The organism is Maritalea sp., assembly GCF_051251695.1.
Lineage (GTDB): Bacteria > Pseudomonadota > Alphaproteobacteria > Rhizobiales > Devosiaceae > Maritalea.
Genome location: NZ_JBPOEU010000009.1, coordinates 14368 through 37664 on the forward strand (window position 1 = coordinate 14368; position 23297 = coordinate 37664).

General features: G+C 48.8%; 19 protein-coding genes. 18 read left to right on the forward strand and 1 reads right to left on the reverse strand.

Translation table 11 applies throughout. From position 1 onward, the window contains the following. The 14 genes from nuoG (at window position 1) to ACSHWX_RS06855 (ending at window position 16142) form a co-directional block, all read left to right on the forward strand. Window positions 1-2097, forward strand: coding sequence for an NADH-quinone oxidoreductase subunit NuoG (gene nuoG / locus ACSHWX_RS06790; RefSeq protein ID WP_435667443.1), 2097 nt, complete (start codon window positions 1-3; stop codon window positions 2095-2097). A gap of 70 nt (window positions 2098-2167) precedes the next feature. Then, window positions 2168-3202, forward strand: coding sequence for an NADH-quinone oxidoreductase subunit NuoH (gene nuoH, locus ACSHWX_RS06795; RefSeq protein WP_435667551.1), 1035 nt, complete (start codon window positions 2168-2170; stop codon window positions 3200-3202). Window positions 3203-3215: 13 nt separating this feature from the next. Continuing rightward, on the forward strand, window positions 3216-3704 hold the full coding sequence (gene nuoI, locus ACSHWX_RS06800) for an NADH-quinone oxidoreductase subunit NuoI (RefSeq protein ID WP_435667444.1): 489 nt from the start codon (window positions 3216-3218) through the stop codon (window positions 3702-3704). Between the two features lie 9 nt (window positions 3705-3713). After that, window positions 3714-4322, forward strand: a complete 609-nt coding sequence (locus ACSHWX_RS06805) for an NADH-quinone oxidoreductase subunit J (RefSeq protein ID WP_435667445.1) — start codon at window positions 3714-3716, stop codon at window positions 4320-4322. A 12-nt stretch (window positions 4323-4334) separates the two neighbouring features. Next, complete coding sequence (gene nuoK / locus ACSHWX_RS06810; RefSeq protein WP_435667446.1) at window positions 4335-4649, forward strand: NADH-quinone oxidoreductase subunit NuoK; 315 nt, start codon at window positions 4335-4337, stop codon at window positions 4647-4649. Between the two features lie 4 nt (window positions 4650-4653). Continuing rightward, window positions 4654-6681: an NADH-quinone oxidoreductase subunit L gene (nuoL, locus tag ACSHWX_RS06815; RefSeq protein WP_435667447.1), complete on the forward strand. Its 2028-nt coding sequence runs from the start codon at window positions 4654-4656 to the stop codon at window positions 6679-6681. Then, complete coding sequence (locus ACSHWX_RS06820) at window positions 6678-8195, forward strand: NADH-quinone oxidoreductase subunit M (protein WP_435667448.1); 1518 nt, start codon at window positions 6678-6680, stop codon at window positions 8193-8195. Before nuoL ends, ACSHWX_RS06820 begins: the two co-directional genes overlap by 4 nt. A gap of 9 nt (window positions 8196-8204) precedes the next feature. Continuing rightward, window positions 8205-9653 carry an NADH-quinone oxidoreductase subunit NuoN gene (gene nuoN / locus ACSHWX_RS06825; protein ID WP_435667449.1) on the forward strand — a complete coding sequence of 483 codons (1449 nt, stop codon included), beginning with the start codon at window positions 8205-8207 and terminating at the stop codon, window positions 9651-9653. Further along, window positions 9654-10442: a biotin--[acetyl-CoA-carboxylase] ligase gene (locus tag ACSHWX_RS06830; protein ID WP_435667450.1), complete on the forward strand. Its 789-nt coding sequence runs from the start codon at window positions 9654-9656 to the stop codon at window positions 10440-10442. Continuing rightward, window positions 10442-12109 (forward strand): ribonuclease J, encoded by a 1668-nt coding sequence (locus tag ACSHWX_RS06835; RefSeq protein ID WP_435667451.1) that lies wholly within the window; start codon window positions 10442-10444, stop codon window positions 12107-12109. The genes ACSHWX_RS06830 and ACSHWX_RS06835 overlap by 1 nt, the downstream gene beginning before the upstream one ends. Window positions 12110-12131: 22 nt before the next feature. Beyond that, window positions 12132-12380: a DUF1467 family protein gene (locus ACSHWX_RS06840; protein WP_435667452.1), complete on the forward strand. Its 249-nt coding sequence runs from the start codon at window positions 12132-12134 to the stop codon at window positions 12378-12380. Window positions 12381-12739: 359 nt separating this feature from the next. After that, window positions 12740-14089 (forward strand): proline--tRNA ligase, encoded by a 1350-nt coding sequence (gene proS, locus ACSHWX_RS06845; protein WP_435667453.1) that lies wholly within the window; start codon window positions 12740-12742, stop codon window positions 14087-14089. 3 nt (window positions 14090-14092) lie between these two features. Further along, window positions 14093-15457 carry an ABC transporter permease gene (locus ACSHWX_RS06850; protein WP_435667454.1) on the forward strand — a complete coding sequence of 455 codons (1365 nt, stop codon included), beginning with the start codon at window positions 14093-14095 and terminating at the stop codon, window positions 15455-15457. Then, on the forward strand, window positions 15450-16142 hold the full coding sequence (locus ACSHWX_RS06855; RefSeq protein WP_435667455.1) for an ABC transporter ATP-binding protein: 693 nt from the start codon (window positions 15450-15452) through the stop codon (window positions 16140-16142). The genes ACSHWX_RS06850 and ACSHWX_RS06855 overlap by 8 nt, the downstream gene beginning before the upstream one ends. 26 nt (window positions 16143-16168) lie before the next feature. On the opposite strand, the gene ACSHWX_RS06860 is transcribed toward ACSHWX_RS06855, so the two are convergent. Then, window positions 16169-16411: a DUF6434 domain-containing protein gene (locus ACSHWX_RS06860; RefSeq protein ID WP_435667456.1), complete on the reverse strand. Its 243-nt coding sequence runs from the start codon at window positions 16409-16411 to the stop codon at window positions 16169-16171. A 374-nt stretch (window positions 16412-16785) separates the two neighbouring features. On the opposite strand from ACSHWX_RS06860, the gene dnaE reads away from it, so the two are divergent. The 4 genes from dnaE to pyrH all read left to right on the forward strand — a co-directional run bounded on the left by dnaE (window position 16786) and on the right by pyrH (window position 23288). Further along, a complete protein-coding gene (dnaE, locus tag ACSHWX_RS06865; protein ID WP_435667457.1) occupies window positions 16786-20256 on the forward strand; it encodes a DNA polymerase III subunit alpha in 3471 nt (1156 codons plus the stop codon). 196 nt (window positions 20257-20452) lie between these two features. Continuing rightward, window positions 20453-21508, forward strand: coding sequence for a 30S ribosomal protein S2 (gene rpsB, locus ACSHWX_RS06870; protein ID WP_435667458.1), 1056 nt, complete (start codon window positions 20453-20455; stop codon window positions 21506-21508). 68 nt (window positions 21509-21576) lie between these two features. After that, window positions 21577-22509 carry a translation elongation factor Ts gene (tsf, locus tag ACSHWX_RS06875; RefSeq protein ID WP_435667459.1) on the forward strand — a complete coding sequence of 311 codons (933 nt, stop codon included), beginning with the start codon at window positions 21577-21579 and terminating at the stop codon, window positions 22507-22509. Between the two features lie 53 nt (window positions 22510-22562). After that, a complete protein-coding gene (gene pyrH / locus ACSHWX_RS06880) occupies window positions 22563-23288 on the forward strand; it encodes a UMP kinase (protein WP_435667460.1) in 726 nt (241 codons plus the stop codon). Window positions 23289-23297: the final 9 nt, after the last annotated feature.

The window sequence follows — 23297 nt, forward strand, 5'->3', positions numbered from 1 at the left end:
ATGGCCAACATAAAAGTAGACGGACAGGAAATCGAAGTTCCCGATCACTACACGCTAATGCAGGCGTGTGAGGAAGCGGGCGCAGAAATTCCGCGTTTTTGTTATCATGAACGGCTCTCAGTGGCGGGCAACTGTCGCATGTGCCTTGTTGAAGTGAAGGGCGGGCCACCAAAGCCAGCCGCTTCATGTGCGATGAGTGTGCGTGATTTGCGCCCTGGGCCAAATGGTGAAGCACCAGAAGTGTTCACCAATACGCCAATGGTCAAAAAGGCGCGTGAAGGGGTGATGGAATTTCTTTTGATCAACCACCCGCTTGACTGCCCAATTTGTGACCAAGCCGGCGAATGTGATCTGCAAGACCAGGCAATGGCCTATGGTGTAGATAGCTCTCGTTACCAAGAAAACAAGCGTGCTGTTGAAGACAAATATATCGGTCCGTTGGTGAAAACCATCATGACGCGTTGTATTCACTGTACGCGTTGTGTGCGCTTTACCACCGAAGTTGCTGGCGTTTCTGAACTGGGCCTTATTGGTCGGGGTGAAGATGCTGAAATCACCACCTACCTTGAAGGCGCGATGACATCTGAGCTGCAGGGCAATGTTATTGATCTTTGCCCCGTTGGTGCGTTGACATCACGTCCTTATGAATTTGCCGCCCGTCCATGGGAATTGAACAAAACCGAAAGCATCGACGTGATGGATGCGGTTGGCTCGAACATTCGGGTGGATAGCCGTGGTCGCGAAGTGATGCGGATTATGCCCCGGATCAATGAAGCGGTAAACGAAGAGTGGATTTCAGATAAAACCCGTTTCATCTGGGACGGCTTGAAATCACAGCGTTTGGACAAGCCTTACGTTAAAAAAGGCAAACGACTTCAGGCTGCAAGCTGGACTGATGCACTTAGTGCTGTTGCACGGGCCGTTAAAAAGACTTCTGCCGATAAAATTGGCGCGATCGCTGGTGACCTTGCGGGCGTGGAAGAAATGTTCGCGCTGAAAGGCATTATGAACCAATTGGGTGCAAAAAGCCTTGATTGTCGCCCTGCAGGTTCTGCACTTGATCCTTCAAAGGGTCGCGCAAGCTATATTTTCAATACTGGTATTGCTGGAATTGAAGATGCGGACGCGATTTTGATCGTTGGATCGAACCCACGCAAAGAAGCTGCTATTTTGAATGCGCGTATTCGCAAAGCATGGCGCGCAAATGGCACCCCGATTGCTGTTATTGGTGATCAAGCGGATCTTAAATTTGACTATGAATATCTGGGCGCAAGCACCCAAAGTTTAGCAGCTGTTGCTGCTGGGGACGTTAAGTTCGCCAAAACTCTGGCTAAATCCAAACGGCCTTTGATCATTGTGGGTGAGGGCGCGCTTTCTGGCCCCGCTGCAAAAGATGTTTTGGGCATTTGTGCGACTATCGCCAAAGATAACGGCGCGTTGACGGCAGACTGGAACGGCTTTGCTGTTCTTCATTCTGCTGCTGGCCGGGTTGGTGGTCTGGATGTTGGTTTTGTGCCAGAGCGGGGCGGTCTTGATCGTTCGGGAATGGACAAAGCCGCAGCCAAAGGCGATTTGGACGTTGTGTTCCTTTTGGGCGCTGACAATGTTGATGCGGCGGCCTATGAGAATTCTTTCGTTGTTTATATTGGCTCGCACGGCGATGCTGGCGCACATGCGGCAGATGTGATTTTGCCCGGCGTTACGTACACTGAAAAAAGCGCAACTTATGTCAATACCGCAGGTGTGGTGCAACAAGCTAACCGCGCTGTGTTTGGACCGGGTGAAGCAAAAGAAGATTGGGCTATTTTGCGGGCATTGTCCGCGCATCTTGGTGAAGCATTGCCTTACGACAATCTGGGGCAACTTCGTGCTGCGATTTACGTGCAATACCCTCATTTTGCGGTGCTTGAGCAGCCTGCTCAACATGATGCTAAACCGATTGAGAAATTGGCGAAGGTACCCGCGAATATTAAATCTGCGGTGCTTTCATCATCGATAAATGATTTCTACCTCACCAACCCGATTGCGCGTGCATCTGCTGTGATGGCCGAATGTTCGCAACTCGCGGCAGGTGGCATGAACGAGGCGGCGGAGTAGAATTATGTGGGACTGGATACTCCTAGCTTTGGATTATTTGCTCGGTGTACCAATTTTGGGCTGGGGCTCAATGGTTGGTTTCGTGTGGAAAGGGCTATTGCTTTTGGTCGCCCTTTTGATCTTCGTGGCTTACTTCTTGTTGGCTGACCGAAAAATTTGGGCTGCAGTGCAAATTCGACGCGGACCCAACGTAGTGGGCGCATTCGGATTGCTTCAAAGCTTTGCCGATCTTTTGAAATTCGTCTTTAAAGAGCCGGTTATTCCTGCGGGTGCTGACAAGGTTTTATTCCTTATGGCACCGCTGATCACCGTTTTGGTCGCCTTGGCAGCTTGGGTGGTTATTCCACTTGATGAAGGCTGGGCACTTGCTGACCTGAACGTTGGCGTTCTTTACGTATTGGCGGTTTCTTCGCTCGGCGTTTACGGTGTGATTATTGGCGGTTGGGCTTCAAACTCGAAATACCCATTCTTGGGTGCTTTGCGGTCTGCTGCGCAAATGGTTTCATATGAAGTATCCATTGGCTTCGTGATCATCACCGTGCTGTTGTGTGTTGGCTCGTTGAACCTCACTGACATTGTGATTGCACAACGCGATATGGGCTTGGCCCACACGCTTGGCGTGCCGTGGTTCTCAATGCTGAACTGGTTCTGGTTGCCGTTGTTCCCAATGTTTGTGATTTTCTTTATCTCAGCATTGGCTGAAACAAACCGCCCGCCGTTCGATTTGCCGGAAGCCGAAAGTGAATTGGTTGCTGGGTTCATGGTGGAATATGGCTCGACCCCTTACATGATGTTTATGTTGGGTGAGTATGTGGCCATCGTGTTGATGTGTTCAATGACGGTCATATTGTTTATGGGCGGTTGGTTGCCACCACTTGATATCGCGCCATTTAACTGGATCCCAGGTATGGTGTGGTTCATTTTGAAAACGGGCGCGGTGTTCTTCATGTTTGCGATGGTCAAGGCGATTGTGCCGCGCTATCGACATGACCAACTCATGCGTCTTGGGTGGAAAGTCTTCCTACCGATTTCAATCGTGATGATTTTTGCAGTTGCATTTGTCCTCCAGCTTACGGGCTGGGGTTGGCATGGCGGCGTGGCATAAGGGGAAACGAAAAATGCGAGCTATACAGTTTCTCAATTCGCTTTTGCTCAAGGAGTTCGTTTCTACGTTCTTTTTGGCGATGCGCTATTTCTTTAAACCAAAGCCAACGATCAACTATCCGTTTGAAAAAGGGTATGTGAGCCCACGTTTTCGCGGTGAGCACGCTTTGCGGCGTTATCCAAATGGTGAAGAACGTTGCATTGCTTGCAAATTGTGTGAAGCGATTTGCCCCGCACAAGCTATTACCATTGAAGCGGGACCACGCCAGAACGATGGCACTCGACGTACCGTTCGGTATGACATTGACATGGTGAAGTGCATTTATTGCGGATTTTGCCAAGAGGCGTGTCCGGTTGATGCGATTGTTGAAGGGCCGAACTTTGAGTTCGCGACAGAAACACGCGAAGAGCTTTACTTTGATAAAGACAAGCTTCTTGCAAATGGCGATCGCTGGGAACGTGAAATTGCTGCGAACTTAGATGCAGACGCGGCGTATCGATAGGGAAGAATGATGACTTTAGAGCTTGCTTTTTTCTATCTGTTTTCTGCCATCGCAATTTTTGCGGCGGTAATGGTTATTTCGTCACGCAACCCGGTTCACTCGGTGTTGTTCCTCATCTTGGCGTTCGTCAATGGTGCTGGAATTTTCATGTTGGCGGGCGCTGAATTTCTCGCGCTGCTGCTCATCGTTGTCTATGTAGGCGCGGTGATGGTGCTGTTCTTGTTCGTTGTGATGATGTTGGACGTTGATTTCGCACAATTGCGAAAAGGCATTCTGCAATATGCTCCGGTTGGCGCAATGATTGGCGGACTGTTGTTGATCGAATTGATAATGGTTGCTGCATCATTCTTGATTGCTCCAGAAGTTGCTGGGTCAAGCGCAGTGCCGTTTATCGAGGGCATGTCGAACACTGAGGCCCTGGGCACAGTGCTTTACACACGTTATGTCTATCTGTTTGAAGCAGCAGGACTTATTTTGCTGGTGGCGATGATTGGAGCGATTGTTCTTACGTTGCGTCACAAGCCAAATGTGAAACGTCAGGACATTGCAATGCAAGTTGGCCGCAAGCGTGAAGACGCTGTGGAAGTCGTTTCAGTTGAAAGTGGCAAAGGGATTTAATCGGGGCTTGATATGATACCAGTAATTCCACTTGGTCACTTTTTGACCGTCGCAGCAATATTGTTCACGCTTGGCGTGTTTGGTATTTTTCTTAACCGCAAGAACGTCATCATTATTTTGATGTCGATTGAGTTGATCCTATTGGCGGTCAATATCAATTTCGTTGCATTCAGTGCGCATCTACAGGATATGGCGGGGCAAGTATTTGCATTGCTGATCCTAACCGTTGCAGCAGCTGAGGCGGCGATTGGCTTGGCTATCCTTGTGGTCTTTTATCGAAACAAAGGTTCCATCGCTGTTGACGATGTGAACGTGATGAAGGGCTAGCGGCATGAACGAAACACTCCTTCAACTTATTGTCTTTTTGCCGCTGCTTGGGGCATTGATTGCTGGTCTTTTTGGCCGGTCCATCGGGCATAAATCTTCTGAGATCATTACGTCGAGCCTTTTGGTTCTATCGGCTCTGTTCTCTTGGATTGTGTTTTTGCAATGGACTATGGGCGGTGGCGATGCTGGCCATGGAGCAGAAGCAGCACATGGCGGTGACCATGCGTTTGTTGCCGCAGAATCCGTCAAAGTTGAATTGTTCCGCTGGATTTCCACTGCCGGACTTGATCTGAATTGGATGATCCGGGCGGATACACTAACAGCTGTGATGTTGGTGGTTGTGACGACGGTTTCAAGCCTGGTTCATATCTATTCAATTGGCTATATGCATGAAGATCCGCATCGCTCGCGTTTCTTTGCATATTTGTCGCTTTTTACCTTCGCGATGTTGATGTTGGTCACCGCAAACAATTTTCTTCAAATGTTCTTTGGTTGGGAAGGCGTCGGCGTTGCTTCATATTTGCTGATTGGTTTCTGGTACAAAAAACCAAGCGCCAATGCTGCGGCGATGAAAGCGTTTATCGTCAACCGTGTTGGTGACTTCGGCTTTGCCCTTGGCATATTCGCTGCATTCATGATGCTGGGTTCACTCGATTTTGATACCGCATTTTCCAATATTGGGGCCATGGAAGGCAAAACCATTTCGTTCCTTTGGGCGCAATGGGATGCGATGACAGTCATTTGTTTGCTGTTGTTCCTTGGCGCAATGGGAAAATCGGCTCAGTTCTTGCTGCACACTTGGTTGCCTGACGCGATGGAAGGCCCGACACCTGTGTCTGCGCTGATCCACGCCGCGACCATGGTAACCGCTGGTGTCTTCATGGTGGCGCGTTTGTCGCCGATGTTTGAAGCTTCAGAAACAGCAACGACTGTTGTGATTTATGTTGGCGCGATTACAGCGTTCTTCGCCGCAACTGTGGGTTTGGTTCAGAACGACATTAAGCGTGTGATTGCTTATTCAACTTGTTCGCAGCTTGGCTACATGTTTGTGGCCCTTGGCGTTGGCGCATATTCTGCTGGTGTGTTCCACTTGTTTACCCACGCGTTCTTTAAAGCGCTGTTGTTCTTAGGTGCCGGTTCCGTAATCCATGCGATGCATCACGAGCAAGACATGCGCAAAATGGGCGGCATTAAAGACAAGATGCCAGTGACCTATTGGATGATGATGATCGGTACGTTGGCGCTTACGGGCGTTGGTATTCCGCTCACTGAAATTGGATTTGCTGGGTTCTTCTCGAAAGACAGCATTATCGAAGCGGCCTACGGGGCAGGGACGCAAGCGGGAACATTCGCTTTCTGGTCTTTGGTTATCGCGGCTTTGTTCACCAGTTTTTATTCATGGCGCTTGGTTCACCTTACATTCCACGGCAAGACCCGTGCGTCTGAAGAGACATTCGACCATGCTCATGAAAGCCCAATGGTTATGCTAGTGCCGCTATTCGTGCTGGCCGCTGGTGCTGTGCTTTCAGGATACCTTTGGTATGATAGTTTCTTCGGCCATGCCGAGCATGTTGAGCACTTCTTTAAAGGCGCAGTTGTTGTAAATGGCGAGTTGATCGACGAAGCGCATCATGTACCGCTTTGGGTGAAACTTTCAGCGACCATCGCGATGATCATCGGATTTGTTACGGCTTGGTATTTCTACATTGTGCGGCCAGACGTACCCAAATCTTTGGCGAAAGAACATTCTGGTCTTTATGCCTTCTTGCTCAACAAATGGTACTTCGATGAACTCTATGACTTCTTGTTCGTTCGTCCGGCCAAATGGGTTGGCAAAGCGCTTTGGCGCGGGTTCGATGATTGGTTTATCGATGACATGATTGTGGGCGGTATCGCCCGACGGGTTAAGGATGTCACAGCGCAAGTTGTGCGGCTTCAGTCCGGTTATCTCTATCACTACGCGTTGGCAATGCTGATTGGTGTTGCTGCGCTAATAACCTGGGCTATTGCTGCAGGGGGCCTACTAGGATGAACATAATAAACAATAACATCCTCACGATCCTTACGTTCCTACCGTTGGTTGGCGTATTCTTCGTGCTTATTGTGCCGGGCAATGATGCATTGGCCAAAAACAATATGCGTTACATTGCGCTTGTAACGACCACCGTGACGTTCATTTTGTCGATGGTGATGTGGGCGTTGTTTGACGCGACGGACCCTGGATTTCAGTTCGTACAGAACCACCAATGGTTGGGCGACGTCATCGGCTACCGTATGGGCGTTGATGGGATTTCGATCCTATTCATCGTGCTAACAACCTTGCTGATGCCAATGTGCGTTTTGGCCAGTTGGGACAGCATCGACAAGCGGGTCAAAGAATATCTGGCGGCGTTCTTGCTGCTTGAGTTTTTGATGATTGGTGTTTTTGCGACGCTCGATCTGGCAATGTTCTATGTGTTCTTTGAAGGTGGCCTTATCCCAATGTTCCTGATTATCGGGATTTGGGGTGGCAAAAAACGCGTTCAAGCGAGTTACAAGTTCTTCTTCTATACGTTCACTGGTTCAGTGCTGATGCTGTTAGCTATTATGGCGATGTATTGGCAGGCCGGCACTTTGGACATTACACAACTGCTCAAGTTTAAGTTCTCACCGGAATCTCAATTCTGGTTATGGATAGCATTCTTTGCTTCGTTTGCGGTGAAAATGCCAATGTGGCCGTTCCACCGTTGGCTGCCAGAAGCTCATGTTGAAGCGCCAACTGCGGGTTCCGTCATCCTAGCTGCCATTTTGCTTAAAATGGGTGGTTATGGGTTCTTGCGCTTCTCGTTACCGATGTTCCCAGATGCGTCAGCCTATTTTGCGGACTTTGTGTTCTTTCTGTCGGTTGTGGCGATTATTGCGACCTCGCTGATTGCGCTTGTGCAGGAAGACATCAAAAAGCTGATTGCTTATTCGTCTGTCGCCCATATGGGGTTCGTGACCATGGGGATTTTCGCTGCCAACCAATTGGGTATCCAAGGCGCGATTTTCCAAATGATCTCACACGGTATCGTTTCAGGCGCGTTGTTCTTATGCGTTGGCGTTATTTATGACCGGATGCACACTCGAGAAATTTCAGCCTATGGTGGGCTTGTGGAGCGGATGCCGAAATATGCGTTTGCCTTCATGATATTCACCATGGCCAATGTTGGCTTGCCGGGCACAAGTGGGTTCGTTGGCGAATTCCTTATCCTGATCGGCGTGTTCCAAGTGAATACTTGGGTGGCGTTCGGCGCGGCATTCGGACTGATCCTATCAGCATGCTATGCCTTGTGGCTCTATCGACGTGTGATTTTCGGCGCGCTCGAAAAAGATACATTGAAATCAATTTTGGATATGAACCCGCGTGAAATGGCAGTCATTGTGCCATTGATCGTTCTGACTATTTTCTTTGGTTTTTATCCAGCTCCAATTTTGGATGCGACTGCTGCTTCGGTTGAAGCGTTGGTCTCACACTATCAAGCAGGCCTCACGCAGGTCGGTGCGCTCGTTGACGTTGCGCGCTAGGAGGAACAAATGGAATCTGATCTAACAAGTTTTGTTGCTCTCGCTCCTGCATATCCAGAGCTATTGTTGGCAATTGGCGCGATCATCTTGCTGATGGTTGGCGTGTTTTCGAACAAGGATGGTGGCAACACCATGATTGTTGGGGCCACGATTGGCTTGCTGGCCGTAACGGCTGTGCTGGTGGCAGTTCATCCGGCTGAAGGTGTGTTGTTTAACGGTGGGTTTATTCAGGATGGGTTTGCGCGTTATATGAAGGTGCTTGTGTTGACTGGCTCTGCATTTGCGCTTGTCCTGTCGGTCTCCACCGCGTCAGATCATAATCTGAACAAGTTCGAGTACCCTGTGCTTGTGGTGCTTGCCACTTTGGGCATGATGATGATGATTTCAGCGAACGATCTGATGTCACTCTATATCGGGCTGGAACTTCAATCCTTATCGCTATACGTGATTTCAGCGTTCAAACGTGATTCAGGCCGCGCTACAGAAGCTGGGTTAAAGTACTTTGTTCTTGGCGCTTTGTCGTCTGGTATGCTGCTTTACGGTGCTTCGATGGTTTATGGATTTACGGGGCAAACGCAGATCGACGAAATTGCTAAAGTCATTGCACTTGGTGATCCATCGCTTGGTTTGATTGTTGGCTTAGTGTTTGTTTTGGCTGGGCTGGCGTTCAAGATTTCTGCGGTGCCGTTCCATATGTGGACGCCAGACGTTTACGAAGGTGTTCCAACGCCGGTAACAGCGTTCTTCGCATCCGCGCCGAAAGTAGCTGCGATGGCATTGTTTATTCGTATCGTTTTCGACACGTTTGAACCTATCGCTAAAGACTGGCAGCAAATCGTAATTTTCTTGTCGATTGCTTCTATGGTGTTGGCGGCGTTTGCGGCTATCGGCCAGAAAAAGCTAAAACGCTTGATCGCTTATTCTTCAATCGGGCACGTTGGTTTTGCGTTGGTCGGGTTATCCGCTGGATCACAAACCGGGGTTGAGGGTGTTGCCATTTATATGGCGATTTACCTCACCATGACGATCGGCCTGTTTGCCTGCATTTTGGCATTGCGCACAGATCAAGGTTATGTGGAAGACATCTCAGACTTGGCGGGTATTGCGCAGACTAGACCGTTTGTTGCCACCGGCATGGCGATCATGATGTTCTCACTGATTGGGTTGCCACCACTTGCTGGCTTCTTTGCCAAATGGTCTGTGTTCTTGGCTGCTATTGAAGCGGAACTGTTTGTTCTGGCGGTGATCGGCGTTTTGACCAGTGCAATTAGTGCATTCTATTATTTGCGTGTTGTACGTACGATGTATTTTGATGAGCCAAATCATCAATTCATCAACACACCAAATGAGTTGAATGTTGTTATTGCGCTAACGGGTGCATTGATCGTGACGTATTATCTGAGTGTTGGAAGTTTCTTGACCGACGTAGCTGGGATGGCTGCTGGTAGCTTGTTTTAAGTGGTCAGTTTAGGTGAAAAGGCAGCGCAGAACGGATTTAGGCTAAAACACGTTGAAACACTAGGTTCAACTAGTTCAACCCTGATGAAGGATGCGCTCGCCGGTGCTGCGGGCAATCAATGGCTGGTGGCAGATGAACAGGTGGACGGCAAAGGGCGCCGGGGCCGGTTCTGGAACTCCCCAAAGGGTAATCTATATTCTTCCTTGCTGCTTATCGATCCTGCGCCCTCTGACAAGATCGCACAGCTTTCATTCGTGCTGGCGCTTGCCCTTCGGGATGCTGTTTTGGCCGTTAATTCAGGGGGTGAATTGACGCCCGAGCAAGTTGAAGTCAAATGGCCAAATGATTTGATGATCAATGGTAAAAAGTGTGCCGGGCTTTTGCTTGAGGGCGGCGCTTTGAGGCAATCACGTTTTGTAGTTATTGGGCTTGGGGTGAATGTTGTTTCGCACCCAGACAAAACAAATCATCCGGCCAGTAATTTGAATGAATTGGGTATACCCACATCTGTTGAGCATTTTTTCCCGTACCTAAGTGATGCGATTGCGCAACGGCTTGCTGAATGGGAAATGGGTCATGGCTTTTCATCTATTCGGCAGGACTGGTTGTCCAACGCCTATAGAATGGGGCAAGATATGCGGGTGAATACGAGCACTGAAAGTTTTGTAGCGCGTCTTGATGGGGTCGATGAGACCGGCAATTTGATTGTTGACCATCAAGGTCGTCAGCGCACAATCACAGCGGGGGAAATATTTCCGCTCGATGTAAATTTTGAAAGCAATATTTGATGAGTGATCAATTGGTTTTCGTGCCCCTTGGTGGGGTTGGCGAAATCGGTATGAATTTTGGCCTATATGGTTATGGCGCACCCAGTGAGCGAAAATGGCTTATTGTCGATTGCGGCCTGACTTTCGCCAGACCGGACCTGCCGGGCATTGATTTGGTAATGCCAGATATAAGATTTTTAGAGGACGAAGTTGAGAATATCGAAGGCTTGGTCCTCACACATGCTCACGAAGACCATTACGGTGCGCTGTTGGAGCTTTGGCCCTATCTTGAGTGCCCAGTGTTCGCGACGCCTTTCGCTAAGGCGATGAATGATTCAAAAGCGCGTTCCAACAACTACACAGAAAACTTGCCTGTTGTTACGACCGTAAAGCCCGGTCAAAAGTTTGAGGCAGGCCCGTTCTCGTTGGAACTGATTAATGTTGCACACTCAATTCCGGAGAGCTGCTCGCTTTACATCGAAACCGAGGCTGGACGCGTCTTACATACTGGTGATTGGAAAATCGACCCGTCGCCTGTGGGCAATGCCCCAACTGATGAGCGTCGCTTCAAGGAATTGGGCGAAGATAAACGCCCGTTAGCGGTAATTGGTGATAGCACCAATGCGATCCGTGATGGGTCAAGCCCCGGCGAAGGTGAAGTTGCCGAAACGCTTGATCGACTGATTGCAGACGCCCCGGCGCGTGTCGCCGTGACGATTTTCGCGTCTAACGTTGGGCGCATGATTTCGATTGCTCGTGCCGCGCAAAAAGCGGGCCGTCATGTGGTGGCGGCTGGCCGTTCGGTACACAAAACCAGCGAAATTGCGCGCGATCTTGGATTGATGGATGATCTTGAGCCGTTTTTGGACCAAGACGCTTTCGGTTATTTACCACGCGACAAGGTTGTTTTGATTTGCACCGGTTCACAGGGTGAAAGCCGGGCTGCAATCGCTAGGATCGCTCGGGATGATCATCCGGTTATCACGCTCAATAAGGGCGACAAAGTCATTTTCTCGTCCAAAGCCATACCTGGTAATGAACGCGAAGTTGGTGATGTTCAAAATATGCTGATCAATCAGGGTGTTGAAGTTATTACCGACAAAGACGCCTTAATTCACGTTTCCGGCCACCCGCGTCGGGATGAGTTAAAAATGCTTTATAGTTGGGTAAAGCCAACAACATTGGTGCCTGCCCATGGTGAAGCCATGCATTTGAACGCCCACCTGAAGTTCGGCCAAGAGCTTGGTATTGAAAACTGCCTGAGTGTGCGCAATGGCGATATGGCTCAACTTTACCCAGTCGCGAGTGTACATAAGGATGAAGTGCCGCACGGCCGGGTCTATCTGGATGGCGAAATATTATGTCAGCCTGACGAAAGTGGCGTACGGGACAGACGACGTTTGTCGTTTAGTGGTTCTGTGAATGTCTCGCTTTGCGTGACAAGCAAGGGGCAGCTATCTGGCAAGCCGCAATTTGAACTTGTTGGATTGCCGGCATTTGTTGATGAAGACGGTGATTTTGGCGAGGTGGTGGAGCAAGCCATTGCTGGTGTGCTGAAGTCGATGCCGCAAAAACGACGCTCAGACAATAAAGCTTTAGCAGAGTCACTGCGACGTGGTGTTCGCTCAGACATTAGTCAGCTTTGGGGCAAAAAACCGCATGTGAAAGTGTTCGTGCATCGGGTATGATGGGTTTGATAGGGGTATCGCTATGGATTTATTGAGTTCGATCGCACTGTATTTTGTTCTTTGGTGGCTGTGCCTGTTCATCATGCTGCCCATTGGCGTGCGCGCTGCGCATGAGGATGGGCAGAGCGTTGAAGTCGGTCACGACCCAGGCGCGCCAACCAAACCAAAACTGAAGTTGAAGATGCTTTTGACAACAGTACTTGCAGGTGTGTTGCTCTATTTATTGAGCTTGGGGTTGGCCAGCGAGTGGTTGATAAACTACTGGAGCTAACGCCTGTAAGTGCTTGAAGTCAAAATAAAGCAGAGCCGAAGCTCTGCTCATTAGTGTCGCGACAATTCATTGGTCTTATACTTATTAATGCAGCCAATGTTCCTCCCTAGACCTTGTCAGCGAGATGGGGAACGCCGTTTAAGTTTTGGCAACCCTCTCATTGGGTTTGGACACTAACAAGGGATTTGTTGGGAGTCATCAACTTTTTGTCATCATCATGCAAATATTGGCATGTTTGGTTTACTGGAACGCTTAATGACTGATTTTGTGGTTTTGGCTTGATAATTTCGGACATTTGGCGTTTTCTCGCAGCCGAACCTTCAATTTGAATACTCGAGTCGAAAAGAGCTGCTACCACTATGCGCCTTTCCCGTTATTTTCTGCCCGTCCTAAAAGAGACCCCTAAGGAAGCCGAGATCGTATCGCACCGCCTAATGCTGCGTGCTGGTATGATTAAGCAAGAAGCCAGTGGGCTCTATGCTTGGTTGCCATTGGGCTACAAAGTGCTGCGTAAAGTTCAAGCGATAATTGAGCAAGAACAGAACCGTGCGGGCGCAATTGAAATGTTGATGCCGACCTTGCAGCCTGCTGATTTGTGGCGCGAGAGTGGCCGGTATGACGACTATGGCAAGGAAATGCTTCGGATCGAAGATCGCCATGGCCGTGATTTGCTTTATGGACCAACAAACGAAGAGATGATCACATCGATCTTCCGTTCAAGTGTGAAATCCTACAAGGATCTGCCGCTCAATCTTTATCATGTGCAGTGGAAATTCCGCGATGAAATCCGCCCACGTTTTGGCACTATGCGCAGCCGCGAGTTCTTGATGAAGGATGCTTATTCCTTTGAACTCGACAAGGAAAACGCTATCAAGGCCTACAATCGCATGTTTGTTGCCTACCTGCGCACATTCCGCCGCATGGGTCTAACGGCGATCCCAATGCAGGCAGAAACCGGCCCAATTGGCGGTGATCTAAGCCATGAGTTTATCGTGTTGGCGGACACGGGCGAAAGTGGCGTGTTCTGCGATAGCGCATTGTTGGATAAAGCAATTCCATCCATCGATGTTGACTATGATGGCGATCTTAGCGGCATAGTTGCGGATTGGACGTCAATGTATGCGGCGACAGAAGACATGATCGAAATGGACAAGTTCGAAGCTGATGTGCCACAAGATCGTCGGATCGCCGCGCGTGGTATTGAAGTTGGCCAAGTGTTCTATTTCGGCGAGAAATATTCTGAGCCATTGGGCGCGAAAGTCACCAACGCAGACGGCGAAGAAGTTGCCGTGCATATGGGGTCATATGGCATTGGCCTGACGCGTGTATTGCCCGCGATTATTGAAGCCAGCCACGATGATGATGGCATTATCTGGCCTGTGCCAGTAGCGCCATTTGAGCTTGGGTTGATCAATTTAAAAACTGGCGACGATAAATGCGTTGAGACCTGCCAATCGCTTTATGGTGGGTTGATGAAAGCCGGTATTGATGTGCTTTACGATGATCGTGATATGGGTGCAGGCGGCAAGTTCGCGACGGCCGATCTGATTGGTTTGCCGTTCCAAATGATTGTTGGGCCGCGTGGTCTTAAAAATGGCGAAGTTGAAATCAAAGATCGTAAAACCGGTGAGCGCAGCAACGTTTCGATTGAAGCAGCAGTTGAACACATTCGTTCGATTATCGAACCATTACGTTTGGACACAATCTAATCTATGGCAAATAGCGGCACATCAGTGATTGAGAAAAACCGACCATTTTCTGCGTTTGAATTCATGGTGTCCTGGCGATATCTAAGGGCGCGGCGCGAGGAGACATTTATCTCCGTCATTGCGGCGCTAACGCTCACTGGCATCGCCATTGGGGTTGCGACGTTGATTGTTGTCACATCTGTGATGAATGGTTTTCGTGCGGAATTGTTGGACAAAATCCTTGGATTGAATGGCCACTTCACTGTGTTTCCGATAGAGGAACAGTTCGAAGATTATGAAGATGTACTGCTGCGCTTAGAAAAAATTGACGGTGTTCAATCTGTTGTGGTGTTTGCTGAAGGGCAGGCACTGGCATCTGGCGTTGGCCAATCTACGGGCGTTTCAGTTCGCGGCATGAATTTACGTGATGTTGAAAAGCTACCGGACCTGAAAAAATCGGCCATTTTGGGTGGATTTGACGGGTGGGACGATAGCCGTGGCTTGGCCATCGGCATTCGGCTTGCACAAAAACTTGGCGTTTCAATCGGCGATCCGGTGACGATTATTACACCAAACGGAATTGTGACGCCTTTTGGGACAACGCCACAAATCCGTTCTTACCCAGTCAACGTAATCTTTGAACTTGGCATGGTCGAATTTGATAGTTTTTACGTGTTTATGCCTTTGCAACAGGGGCAAAGCTATTTTCAGCTCTTTAGGGATGAGTTGAAAGACGGCGAGGGGCCGCTGCCGCTGGATGCAACGGACGAGCAGATTGATGCGGCATATGAACGGATATACCGGGCAAGCGCGATAGAGATATTTTTGGATGATCCTGACGCAACAACAGCGATGCGTGAAAAGTTGCAGTTGGCCGCGGGAAGACCGATGATCTTCACCGATTGGCAACGTCGAAACGAGACGTTCTTTTCTGCCTTGCAGGTGGAACGCGTGGTGATGTTCGTTATTCTTTCGATGATTGTTCTTGTCGCGGTATTTAATATTATTTCGTCACTGGTGATGCTGGTGAAAGAAAAGAACGCGGATATTGCTGTTTTACGCACGATCGGGGCGACCCGTGCATCAATTATGCGCATATTCTGCATGACAGGCACAGCCATCGGTGTCGCCGGCACATTGCTTGGCTTAGTGATTGGATTAGTGATTGCCGCCAACGCGGAAAGCCTACGCGCCTGGATATCTGACACAATTGGCGTAGCGCTATTTCCACCTGAAATTTTCTTTTTGTCAGAACTACCATCGAAAACCGATCCAGTTGAGGTTGCTTTCGTTGTCGGCCTGGCGTTGTTCCTAAGCTTTGCCGCTTCGCTATACCCCGCATGGCGTGCGGCCCAATATGACCCGGTTGAGGCACTTCGTAATGGTTGATCAAAATGTCAAACTAAGCCTTGTCGATGTTCATCGTCACTATAAACAGGGCGAGGGCCAGCTTAAGATTTTGCAAGGCGCTTCTTTGGAGATCCTTAGCGGTGAGATTGTTGCTCTGGTGGCGCCATCGGGTGCTGGTAAATCCACCTTGCTACATATTTCGGGGTTATTGGAGCGTGCGGATGCCGGTAAAGTCGGCATATGCGATGTGGCGACTGATGGGCTTGGCGACCGGGAACGGACGCTCGTTCGTCGACAACATGTTGGCTATATTTATCAATTCCATCACTTGTTGCCTGAATTCAGTGCAACAGAAAACGTGATGATGCCGCAACTCATTGCAGGCATTTCAGATGATGTTGCCCGCGCACGTGGCGACGAGTTGCTTGGCATGATGGGGCTAACAGAACGCGGAACACATAGACCCGCGCAACTGTCTGGTGGTGAACAACAGCGTGTTGCCATCGCGCGCGCGTTAGCCAATAAGCCCGGATTGATTTTGGCGGACGAGCCAACTGGAAATCTGGACCCTGAAACAAGCTCGACCGTGTTTGACTTGTTGGCAAACTCCATTCGCAATCATGATGCAGCAGGGCTAATCGCGACACACAATTACGACATTGCAAAGCGCGCTGACCGTATTTTGACGCTTAAAGACGGGCAGCTGGTGCCGTTTGAATTTTAGTTTTTGGTTGGGACGGGTCCAGTGGTTTAGTCCTTTTGGGCTTTTGATTTTTGGCGCAGCCTTTGTATTTCAATTACCGCTTCTCCAAGCGTTTTGCCCACATTTTCTTTCATCCAAGTCATGGACGCGATTGTAAACTTGAAGTCGTTGCCCAATTGCTGGGTGAAAAACCTGCGTACATTTTGGCTGGTTTTGTAGCTGTCCGTGATGATTGTATCCGGTGTCAAATGCTCACTATGCCAGTCAAAATTTGATTTGTTGTTTGGCATTTTGTTCCTTCAAGGTGTCATCCATGCGGTCAGGTTGATCACGATTTATGCGATAGCATTTCACGATATATCCAAAATAAATTCAACCAGCCGCGTTGTTTACCATAAATGCTTGACCTGTGGACCAGTTGTTGAAAAGCTGTGGACAAGAACAAAAAGGGAATATATAAGAACAAACAGGAAACATGGAGATTGATATGACACACCTTATTAAAGACATGATGGCCCTTTGTTCTATTACTGCATTTAGTGGCGCCGTATTGGTTTGGTTAGATATACTTTCTTCCTTATCCTAAGCTTTGCCTCTGACACTTGTGTATGAGTTCAGATATCGGCTTGGCGTGGCGGCTTGGCTCTGACAAAGATAGGGAATTATGACAAACGGTCCCGGCTTCATACATTTACATGCGCACTCTGCTTATTCGCTTCTTGAAGGAGCGATTAAGCTGCCCAAACTTATCGACTTGGCTGTGGCTGACAATCAGCCAGCCTTGGGTATAGCTGATACTGGGAACCTGTTCGGCGCCCTACAATTTTCAGAGATGGCGAGCGGTAAGGGACTGCAGCCAATTGTTGGTTGTGAAATACCAGTTCAGTTCGAGCCACCCGAGGACATTCCGGGAAAAGAACGCAAGAAATTTGCCAAAGAATCAATTGTGCTTATCGCGCAGTCCAAAACGGGATTTCTGCATTTAAGTGAATTGGTATCCCAAGCTTATCTGCAGAGTGAGGATGGGTTGGCTCAACTTCATCTTGATTGGATGGATGGTGAACTGACGGAGGATTTGATCTGTTTGACGGGCGGTCTTGAGGGCGGCATTGATCCCGCTTTTGCCCAAGGATATGACGGTGTCGCCAAAAGCCGCCTCAATTCTCTGAAAGAACGCTTTGGTGACCGCCTCTATATTGAACTTCAACGCCACGATATTGATCGCCAGAAATTGGTTGAGCCACAACTGATCGACTACGCTTATGAAAATGGCATTCCATTGGTTGCCTCCAATGAGCCGTTCTTCGCCAAAGCGGGAGACTATGAATCTCATGATGCGTTGTTGGCTGTCGCGGAAGGTAGTGTTTTAGCGCAGACCGAACGGCGCAAACTCTCGCAAGAACATTACTTTAAGTCGCGCCAAGAAATGTGTGACGTTTTTGCCGACTTGCCCGAGGCGCTAAACTCGACGCTTGAGATTGCGCAACGTTGCAATTTTCGCCCCAGAAAACACGCACCAATTTTACCGAATTTTGCTGCACCAAAAGATTTGTCCGCAGAAGATGCTGTAGCGGCAGAAGGCGCGGAGCTTTCACGGCAGGCCCATGAAGGGCTGGAACTTTTCCTAAAAGAAATTGGTCCGGCTGAAGGATTAAGCGAAAAAGTCTATCGGGATCGATTAGATTTTGAATTGAACGTCATTATCAACATGAAGTTCCCTGGCTATTTCTTGATTGTTGCGGATTTTATCAAATGGGCGAAGAATAATGGCATTCCCGTAGGGCCGGGGCGTGGGTCTGGTGCGGGTTCTCTCGTTGCATATTCACTGACCATCACCAACCTTGATCCTTTGCGCTATAACCTTCTTTTCGAACGGTTTTTGAACCCGGAACGGGTGTCGATGCCCGATTTCGACATCGATTTTTGCCAAGATAGGCGTGAAGAGGTGATCACCTATGTTCAAAAGAAATATGGTGCCGAGCAGGTTGCGCAAATTATTACGTTCGGTTCGTTGCAGGCGCGGGCTGTTTTGCGCGATGTGGGTCGGGTGTTGCAAATGCCTTATTTACAGGTCGACCGAATTTGTAAATTGGTGCCTTCCAATCCTGCGAACCCCGTTACCCTAACAGAAGCCATTGATGGCGAACCCCGCCTTCAAGCGATGCGTGATGAAGATGAAACTGTTGCGGAACTGTTGACCATCGGGCGAAAGCTTGAGGGTCTTTACAGACACGCTTCGACCCACGCCGCTGGTATTGTAATCGGTGACCGGCCTTTGCAGCAATTGGTGCCGCTCTATCGCGACCCCCGTTCTGATATGCCTGTTTCCCAATATAACATGAAAGTGGTGGAAGACGCTGGGCTCGTTAAATTCGACTTTTTGGGCCTTAAAACGCTTACTGTCATCGAGTATGCGGTGAACATTATCAATCTTGACGGTGGTCAGTTTGAGATTGAGAAAATCCCTCTCGACGATGAACTGACCTATTCGCTTTACTCCAAGGGTGAAACGGTTGGGGTGTTTCAGGTCGAGAGCCCAGGAATGCGTCGTACCTTGGTTGATATGAAACCGGATAGGTTCGAAGATGTTATTGCGCTTGTAGCGCTTTACCGACCCGGTCCGATGGACAATATTCCAAGTTTTTGTGCGCGTAAGCATGGTCGGGAAAAACCTGACTATATGCACGAGAAGCTTAAACCGATCCTTGAAGAGACCTTTGGCATTATTGTTTATCAGGAACAAGTAATGCAGTTGGCGCAGGTGCTGTCGGGTTATTCACTTGGTGAAGCGGACGTGCTGCGACGCGCGATGGGTAAGAAGATTAAGTCTGAAATGGATAAGCAAAAAGCATTGTTCGTTGATGGCGCGGTGAAGCAGGGCGTTGAGAAAACGCAAGCCGCTAACATTTTCGAACTTGTCGCTAAGTTCGCCAATTATGGGTTTAACAAATCTCACGCTGCTGCCTATGCATTGGTCTCGTATCAAACCGGTTATCTGAAAGCTCATCATCCAAAAGCATTCCTGGCTGCTTCGATGACGTTGGATATGGGGAATACTGAAAAACTTAATGATTTCAAACGAGAAGCGAATAGACTTAATATTGAGGTTCAACCACCTTGCGTGAATTCGTCCGAGGTTCATTTCTCAGTTCATGGTGAAGCCATTCACTATAGTCTATGTGCGGTGAAGGGCGTTGGGCGCAACGTCGCCCAGCATATTGTCGCTATTCGTGGCGATCAACCTTTTGCCGATTTGGCGGATTTTGCGTCTCGTGTTGACCCTAAAATTGTCAATCGGCGTGCTTTGGAAACGCTCACATGTGCTGGTGCATTCGATCAAATGGGTATCCGTCGTGAGGAAGTAATGTCCGTCGTCGATGTGATGGTGAGTTCTTCACAACGCGCAACCAACAATCGTCGTGAAGGTGTTGTTGATATGTTTGCGGCCGACAAGCCCGAACCCATTATTCCAGCAAAAGGCATTAAGTCTTGGGCACTGTCTGAGCGGTTGGCCAAAGAGTTTTCCGCGATTGGTTTTTATTTATCGGCGCACCCGTTGGATGATCATAAATCCCTTTATAATGAGGGTTATGTGCAGAGTTGGATATCGTTTGAGAAAGCGGCTCGAAACGGCGCGCGCGCAGGGCGGCTGGCAGGCACAATTGCAACCAGAAACGACAGAAAAACCCGCAAGGGCTCGTCGATGTCCATTCTTACATTGTCTGATCCGTCCGGGACATTTGAATGTTTGGTGTTCTCGGAGCAATTGGATCGATTTGACCAGTTACTATCTCAAGGGCAATCTGTGGTGCTTGAGGTCGAAGCAGATTCTCAGCCTGACGGGGTGCGGTTAATACTGATCAATTTGCATTCCATTGAAAAAGCAGTTGCTCGAATGGCAAACAAGTTGACGCTTTATCTGGAGAATACCAAAGGCTTGTCATCATTGCAAAATCAGCTCATTCGCGGCGGTGAGGGGCAAGTTAGCGTTGTAGTGATGGGTGAGGATCGGGCAAAAGAATATGAAATTGAATTGCCTGGAAACTATAGATTATCTCATGAACTTGCCAGTTCGCTAAAGGTTGTACCGGGCGTTGAAGATGCCAAGGTAAGCGTGCAAAAGGCCAATGGTTAGGGGCTTTTTTCCTATTGGTTGTCATTAGTGCTGTTTAGCACCCATTTGTTGTTGCCATTTCCATGTTTCTGGGTTAAGTCCGCGCTGTAAATTCACACGCAAGGTTGGGTTATCCACATTGGACGCCTACCGGTGATGCTTTTAAAGTATTGCAATGCCTTGCGGAGGACATAACCGGTTTAAAGGAGAAGGCCCCATGGCACTTCCAGATTTTTCTATGCGTCAACTGCTAGAAGCAGGCGTACATTTCGGACACCAAAAACACCGTTGGAACCCAAAGATGGAAAAGTTCATCTTCGGTGTTCGTAACGATATTCACATTATCGATTTGGCTCAAACTGTTCCTAACTTGCACCGTGCGTTGCAGTTGGTTTCCGATACAGTGGCTGAAGGCGGTCGTGTATTGTTCGTGGGTACAAAGCGTCAAGCTGCACCAGTTGTTGCACAAGCTGCACAACAATGCGCTCAGTACTATGTTAATTCACGTTGGTTGGGCGGTATGCTCACCAACTGGCAGACAATTTCTAAATCAATCGCACGTTTGCGTCAGTTGGAAGAGCAAAAAGACATTGCTGGCCTAACTAAAAAAGAGCGTTTGCAACGTTCACGCGAGCAAGAGCGTCTTGAGCGTGATCTTGGTGGTATTAAAGACATGGGCAATGTGCCTAATCTTTTGTTCGTTATCGACACAAACAAAGAAGCAATTGCGCTGCATGAAGCACGTCGTCTTGGCATTCCAGTGATCGCGATCTCAGATACAAACTGTGATCCTGAAGCTGTTGATCTTCCAATCCCAGGCAATGATGATGCTGCACGCGCAATCGAATTGTACTGTTCGTTGATTTCACGCGCTGCCTTGGACGGCATTTCTCGTTCGTCTTCTCAGTTTGGTGAAGATCTTGGCGCTGCTGTTGATATTCAAGAAGAGCCAGTTTTGGCTGCTGAAACTGCACCAGCTGCAGTTGGAGAAGCTGTTGCTGCTCCTGTTGAAGAAGCTGCGGCTCCTGCTGCGACTGAAGGCGCTTTGTTTGAAAAGCCTGCTGGTGAAGCTGATGATTTGAAAAAAATCTCAGGTGTCGGTCCAGTGCTTGAAGGCAAGTTGAACGAACTTGGCATTTACACCTACGCGCAAGTAGCTGCGTTTACACCAGAAGACATTGTAAATGTTGATGATCGCTTGAGCTTTAAAGGCCGTATCGAGCGTGATGGTTGGTTGGGTCAAGCTGCTGAGCTTGCCAAATCAGCGTCATAAAAATCGCGTAACAGCCTAGACTAGATGAAATGATTTGCTGGCCTTGTCCGGCAAGAAGGAGTGATAAAATGGCTATCACAGCTGCACTTGTAAAAGAACTACGCGATATGACTGGCGTAGGCATGATGGATTGCAAAAAGGCTCTTGGCGAAACCAATGGCGATTTGGACGCAGCCGTAGACTGGTTGCGGACCAAAGGCTTAGCCAAAGCTGCTAAGAAAGCCAGCCGTGTTGCTGCAGAGGGTTTGGTTGCGGTTGCAACTGAAGGCAATGTAGGCGCCGTGGTTGAAGTGAATTCTGAAACGGACTTTGTTGCTCGGAATGAAGAATTCCAGACAATGGTTGGCCAAATTTCAAAATCAGCTCTCACGGATGGCGCTGATGCTGAAAAGCTTAATGCTGCACCGTTCCCGGGTACTGATCATTCGATTGCTGAAGAAGTAACGAAAAAAGTTACAACAATTGGCGAAAATATGAACGTGCGTCGCAGTGCTGTTGTGACCGTCGAAAACGGTGTTGTGGGCTCTTACATTCACAACCCAGTTGTTGATGGCATGGGCAGCATCGGTATTCTTGTTGGTTTGAAAACAACTGGCAAAACGGATGGTTTGGCTGCACTTGGTCGCCAGTTGGCAATGCATGTTGCGGCTGCTGATCCAGCACCTTTGGCTGTTTCACAAGATGGAATTGACCCAGCTGTTGTTGAAAAAGAACGTTCAGTATTTGCTGAGCAAGCAGCTGAATCTGGCAAGCCTGCTAACATTGTTGAAAAAATGGTTGAAGGTCGCGTTCGCAAATTCTACGAAGAAGTTTGCTTATTGTCTCAAACATTCGTGATCGATGGTGAAAGCAAAATCGCTGACGTTTTGAAAGCGGCAGAAAAAGATGCTGGTGCTCCTGTTGAAGTGACTGAGTTTGTTCGCTTCGCAATTGGGGAAGGCATTGAAAAAGAAGAGCAAGACTTCGCTGCCGAGGTTGCGGCGGTTGCTGGTACAGCCTAACCTTTCACGCAAAGAGATTCTCTTTCTCATTGTAACAAAGGTCAGGGTGGCTAATGGCCTCTCATTCGCATAAGCGTATATTGATTAAAGTCTCCGGCGAAGCACTTGCTGGAGACAATTCATTCGGGATTGAACCCGAATTTCTCGACCAGGTTGCGCGCCAACTCTGGGATCTTTCAGATTCAGGTTTAGAAGTTGCAATTGTTGTCGGTGGTGGCAATATTTTTCGTGGCATGTCGGTGGCGGCAGGTGGCGCGGATAGAGTCGTGGGCGACCATATGGGCATGTTGGCAACAGTCATAAACTCTCTTGCGCTTGGCGACGCGATAAAGCGTTACGGTGGCAAAGCAAAGGTTTACTCCAACATTGCAATGCCTTCGGTTGCTGACACCTTTACCGTGCGGGATGCCCGTCGAGCTTTGGAAGAGGGTAAAATTACAATTTGCGCAGGTGGTTCGGGTAATCCATTTTTCACCACTGACACCGCAGCGGCGCTTAAGGCGGTGGAGCTTCAATGTGATGCCTTGTTTAAGGGTACCCAAGTTGATGGTGTTTATTCAGCTGATCCAAAAACTGACCCAACCGCGACAAGGTTTGACAAAGTTAGCTATGACGATGTGATCTCCCAAGACCTTAAAGTTATGGATATGGCTGCATTTGCTCTAGCGCGTGACAATGATCTGCCGATATATGTATACAAACTAGACGTTGATGGGGGCGTTCGCGCCGTTATTGAGGGGACCGCACTGTCGACTTTGGTTGCTGGTAGCGTAGAATAAGGAATAAAA

Coding starts and splice junctions, on each gene's coding strand:
- pyrH (WP_435667460.1), top strand. CDS start 22,563: ATGGCCTCTCATTCGCATAAGCGTATATTGATTAAAGTCTCCGGCGAA.
- ACSHWX_RS06805 (WP_435667445.1), top strand. CDS start 3,714: ATGACTTTAGAGCTTGCTTTTTTCTATCTGTTTTCTGCCATCGCAATT.
- nuoG (WP_435667443.1), top strand. CDS start 1: ATGGCCAACATAAAAGTAGACGGACAGGAAATCGAAGTTCCCGATCAC.
- ACSHWX_RS06820 (WP_435667448.1), top strand. CDS start 6,678: ATGAACATAATAAACAATAACATCCTCACGATCCTTACGTTCCTACCG.
- ACSHWX_RS06855 (WP_435667455.1), top strand. CDS start 15,450: ATGGTTGATCAAAATGTCAAACTAAGCCTTGTCGATGTTCATCGTCAC.
- tsf (WP_435667459.1), top strand. CDS start 21,577: ATGGCTATCACAGCTGCACTTGTAAAAGAACTACGCGATATGACTGGC.
- ACSHWX_RS06860 (WP_435667456.1), bottom strand. CDS start 16,411: ATGCCAAACAACAAATCAAATTTTGACTGGCATAGTGAGCATTTGACA.
- rpsB (WP_435667458.1), top strand. CDS start 20,453: ATGGCACTTCCAGATTTTTCTATGCGTCAACTGCTAGAAGCAGGCGTA.
- nuoL (WP_435667447.1), top strand. CDS start 4,654: ATGAACGAAACACTCCTTCAACTTATTGTCTTTTTGCCGCTGCTTGGG.
- nuoH (WP_435667551.1), top strand. CDS start 2,168: ATGGTTGGTTTCGTGTGGAAAGGGCTATTGCTTTTGGTCGCCCTTTTG.
- proS (WP_435667453.1), top strand. CDS start 12,740: ATGCGCCTTTCCCGTTATTTTCTGCCCGTCCTAAAAGAGACCCCTAAG.
- nuoK (WP_435667446.1), top strand. CDS start 4,335: ATGATACCAGTAATTCCACTTGGTCACTTTTTGACCGTCGCAGCAATA.
- nuoI (WP_435667444.1), top strand. CDS start 3,216: ATGCGAGCTATACAGTTTCTCAATTCGCTTTTGCTCAAGGAGTTCGTT.
- nuoN (WP_435667449.1), top strand. CDS start 8,205: ATGGAATCTGATCTAACAAGTTTTGTTGCTCTCGCTCCTGCATATCCA.
- dnaE (WP_435667457.1), top strand. CDS start 16,786: ATGACAAACGGTCCCGGCTTCATACATTTACATGCGCACTCTGCTTAT.
- ACSHWX_RS06840 (WP_435667452.1), top strand. CDS start 12,132: ATGGATTTATTGAGTTCGATCGCACTGTATTTTGTTCTTTGGTGGCTG.
- ACSHWX_RS06835 (WP_435667451.1), top strand. CDS start 10,442: ATGAGTGATCAATTGGTTTTCGTGCCCCTTGGTGGGGTTGGCGAAATC.
- ACSHWX_RS06850 (WP_435667454.1), top strand. CDS start 14,093: ATGGCAAATAGCGGCACATCAGTGATTGAGAAAAACCGACCATTTTCT.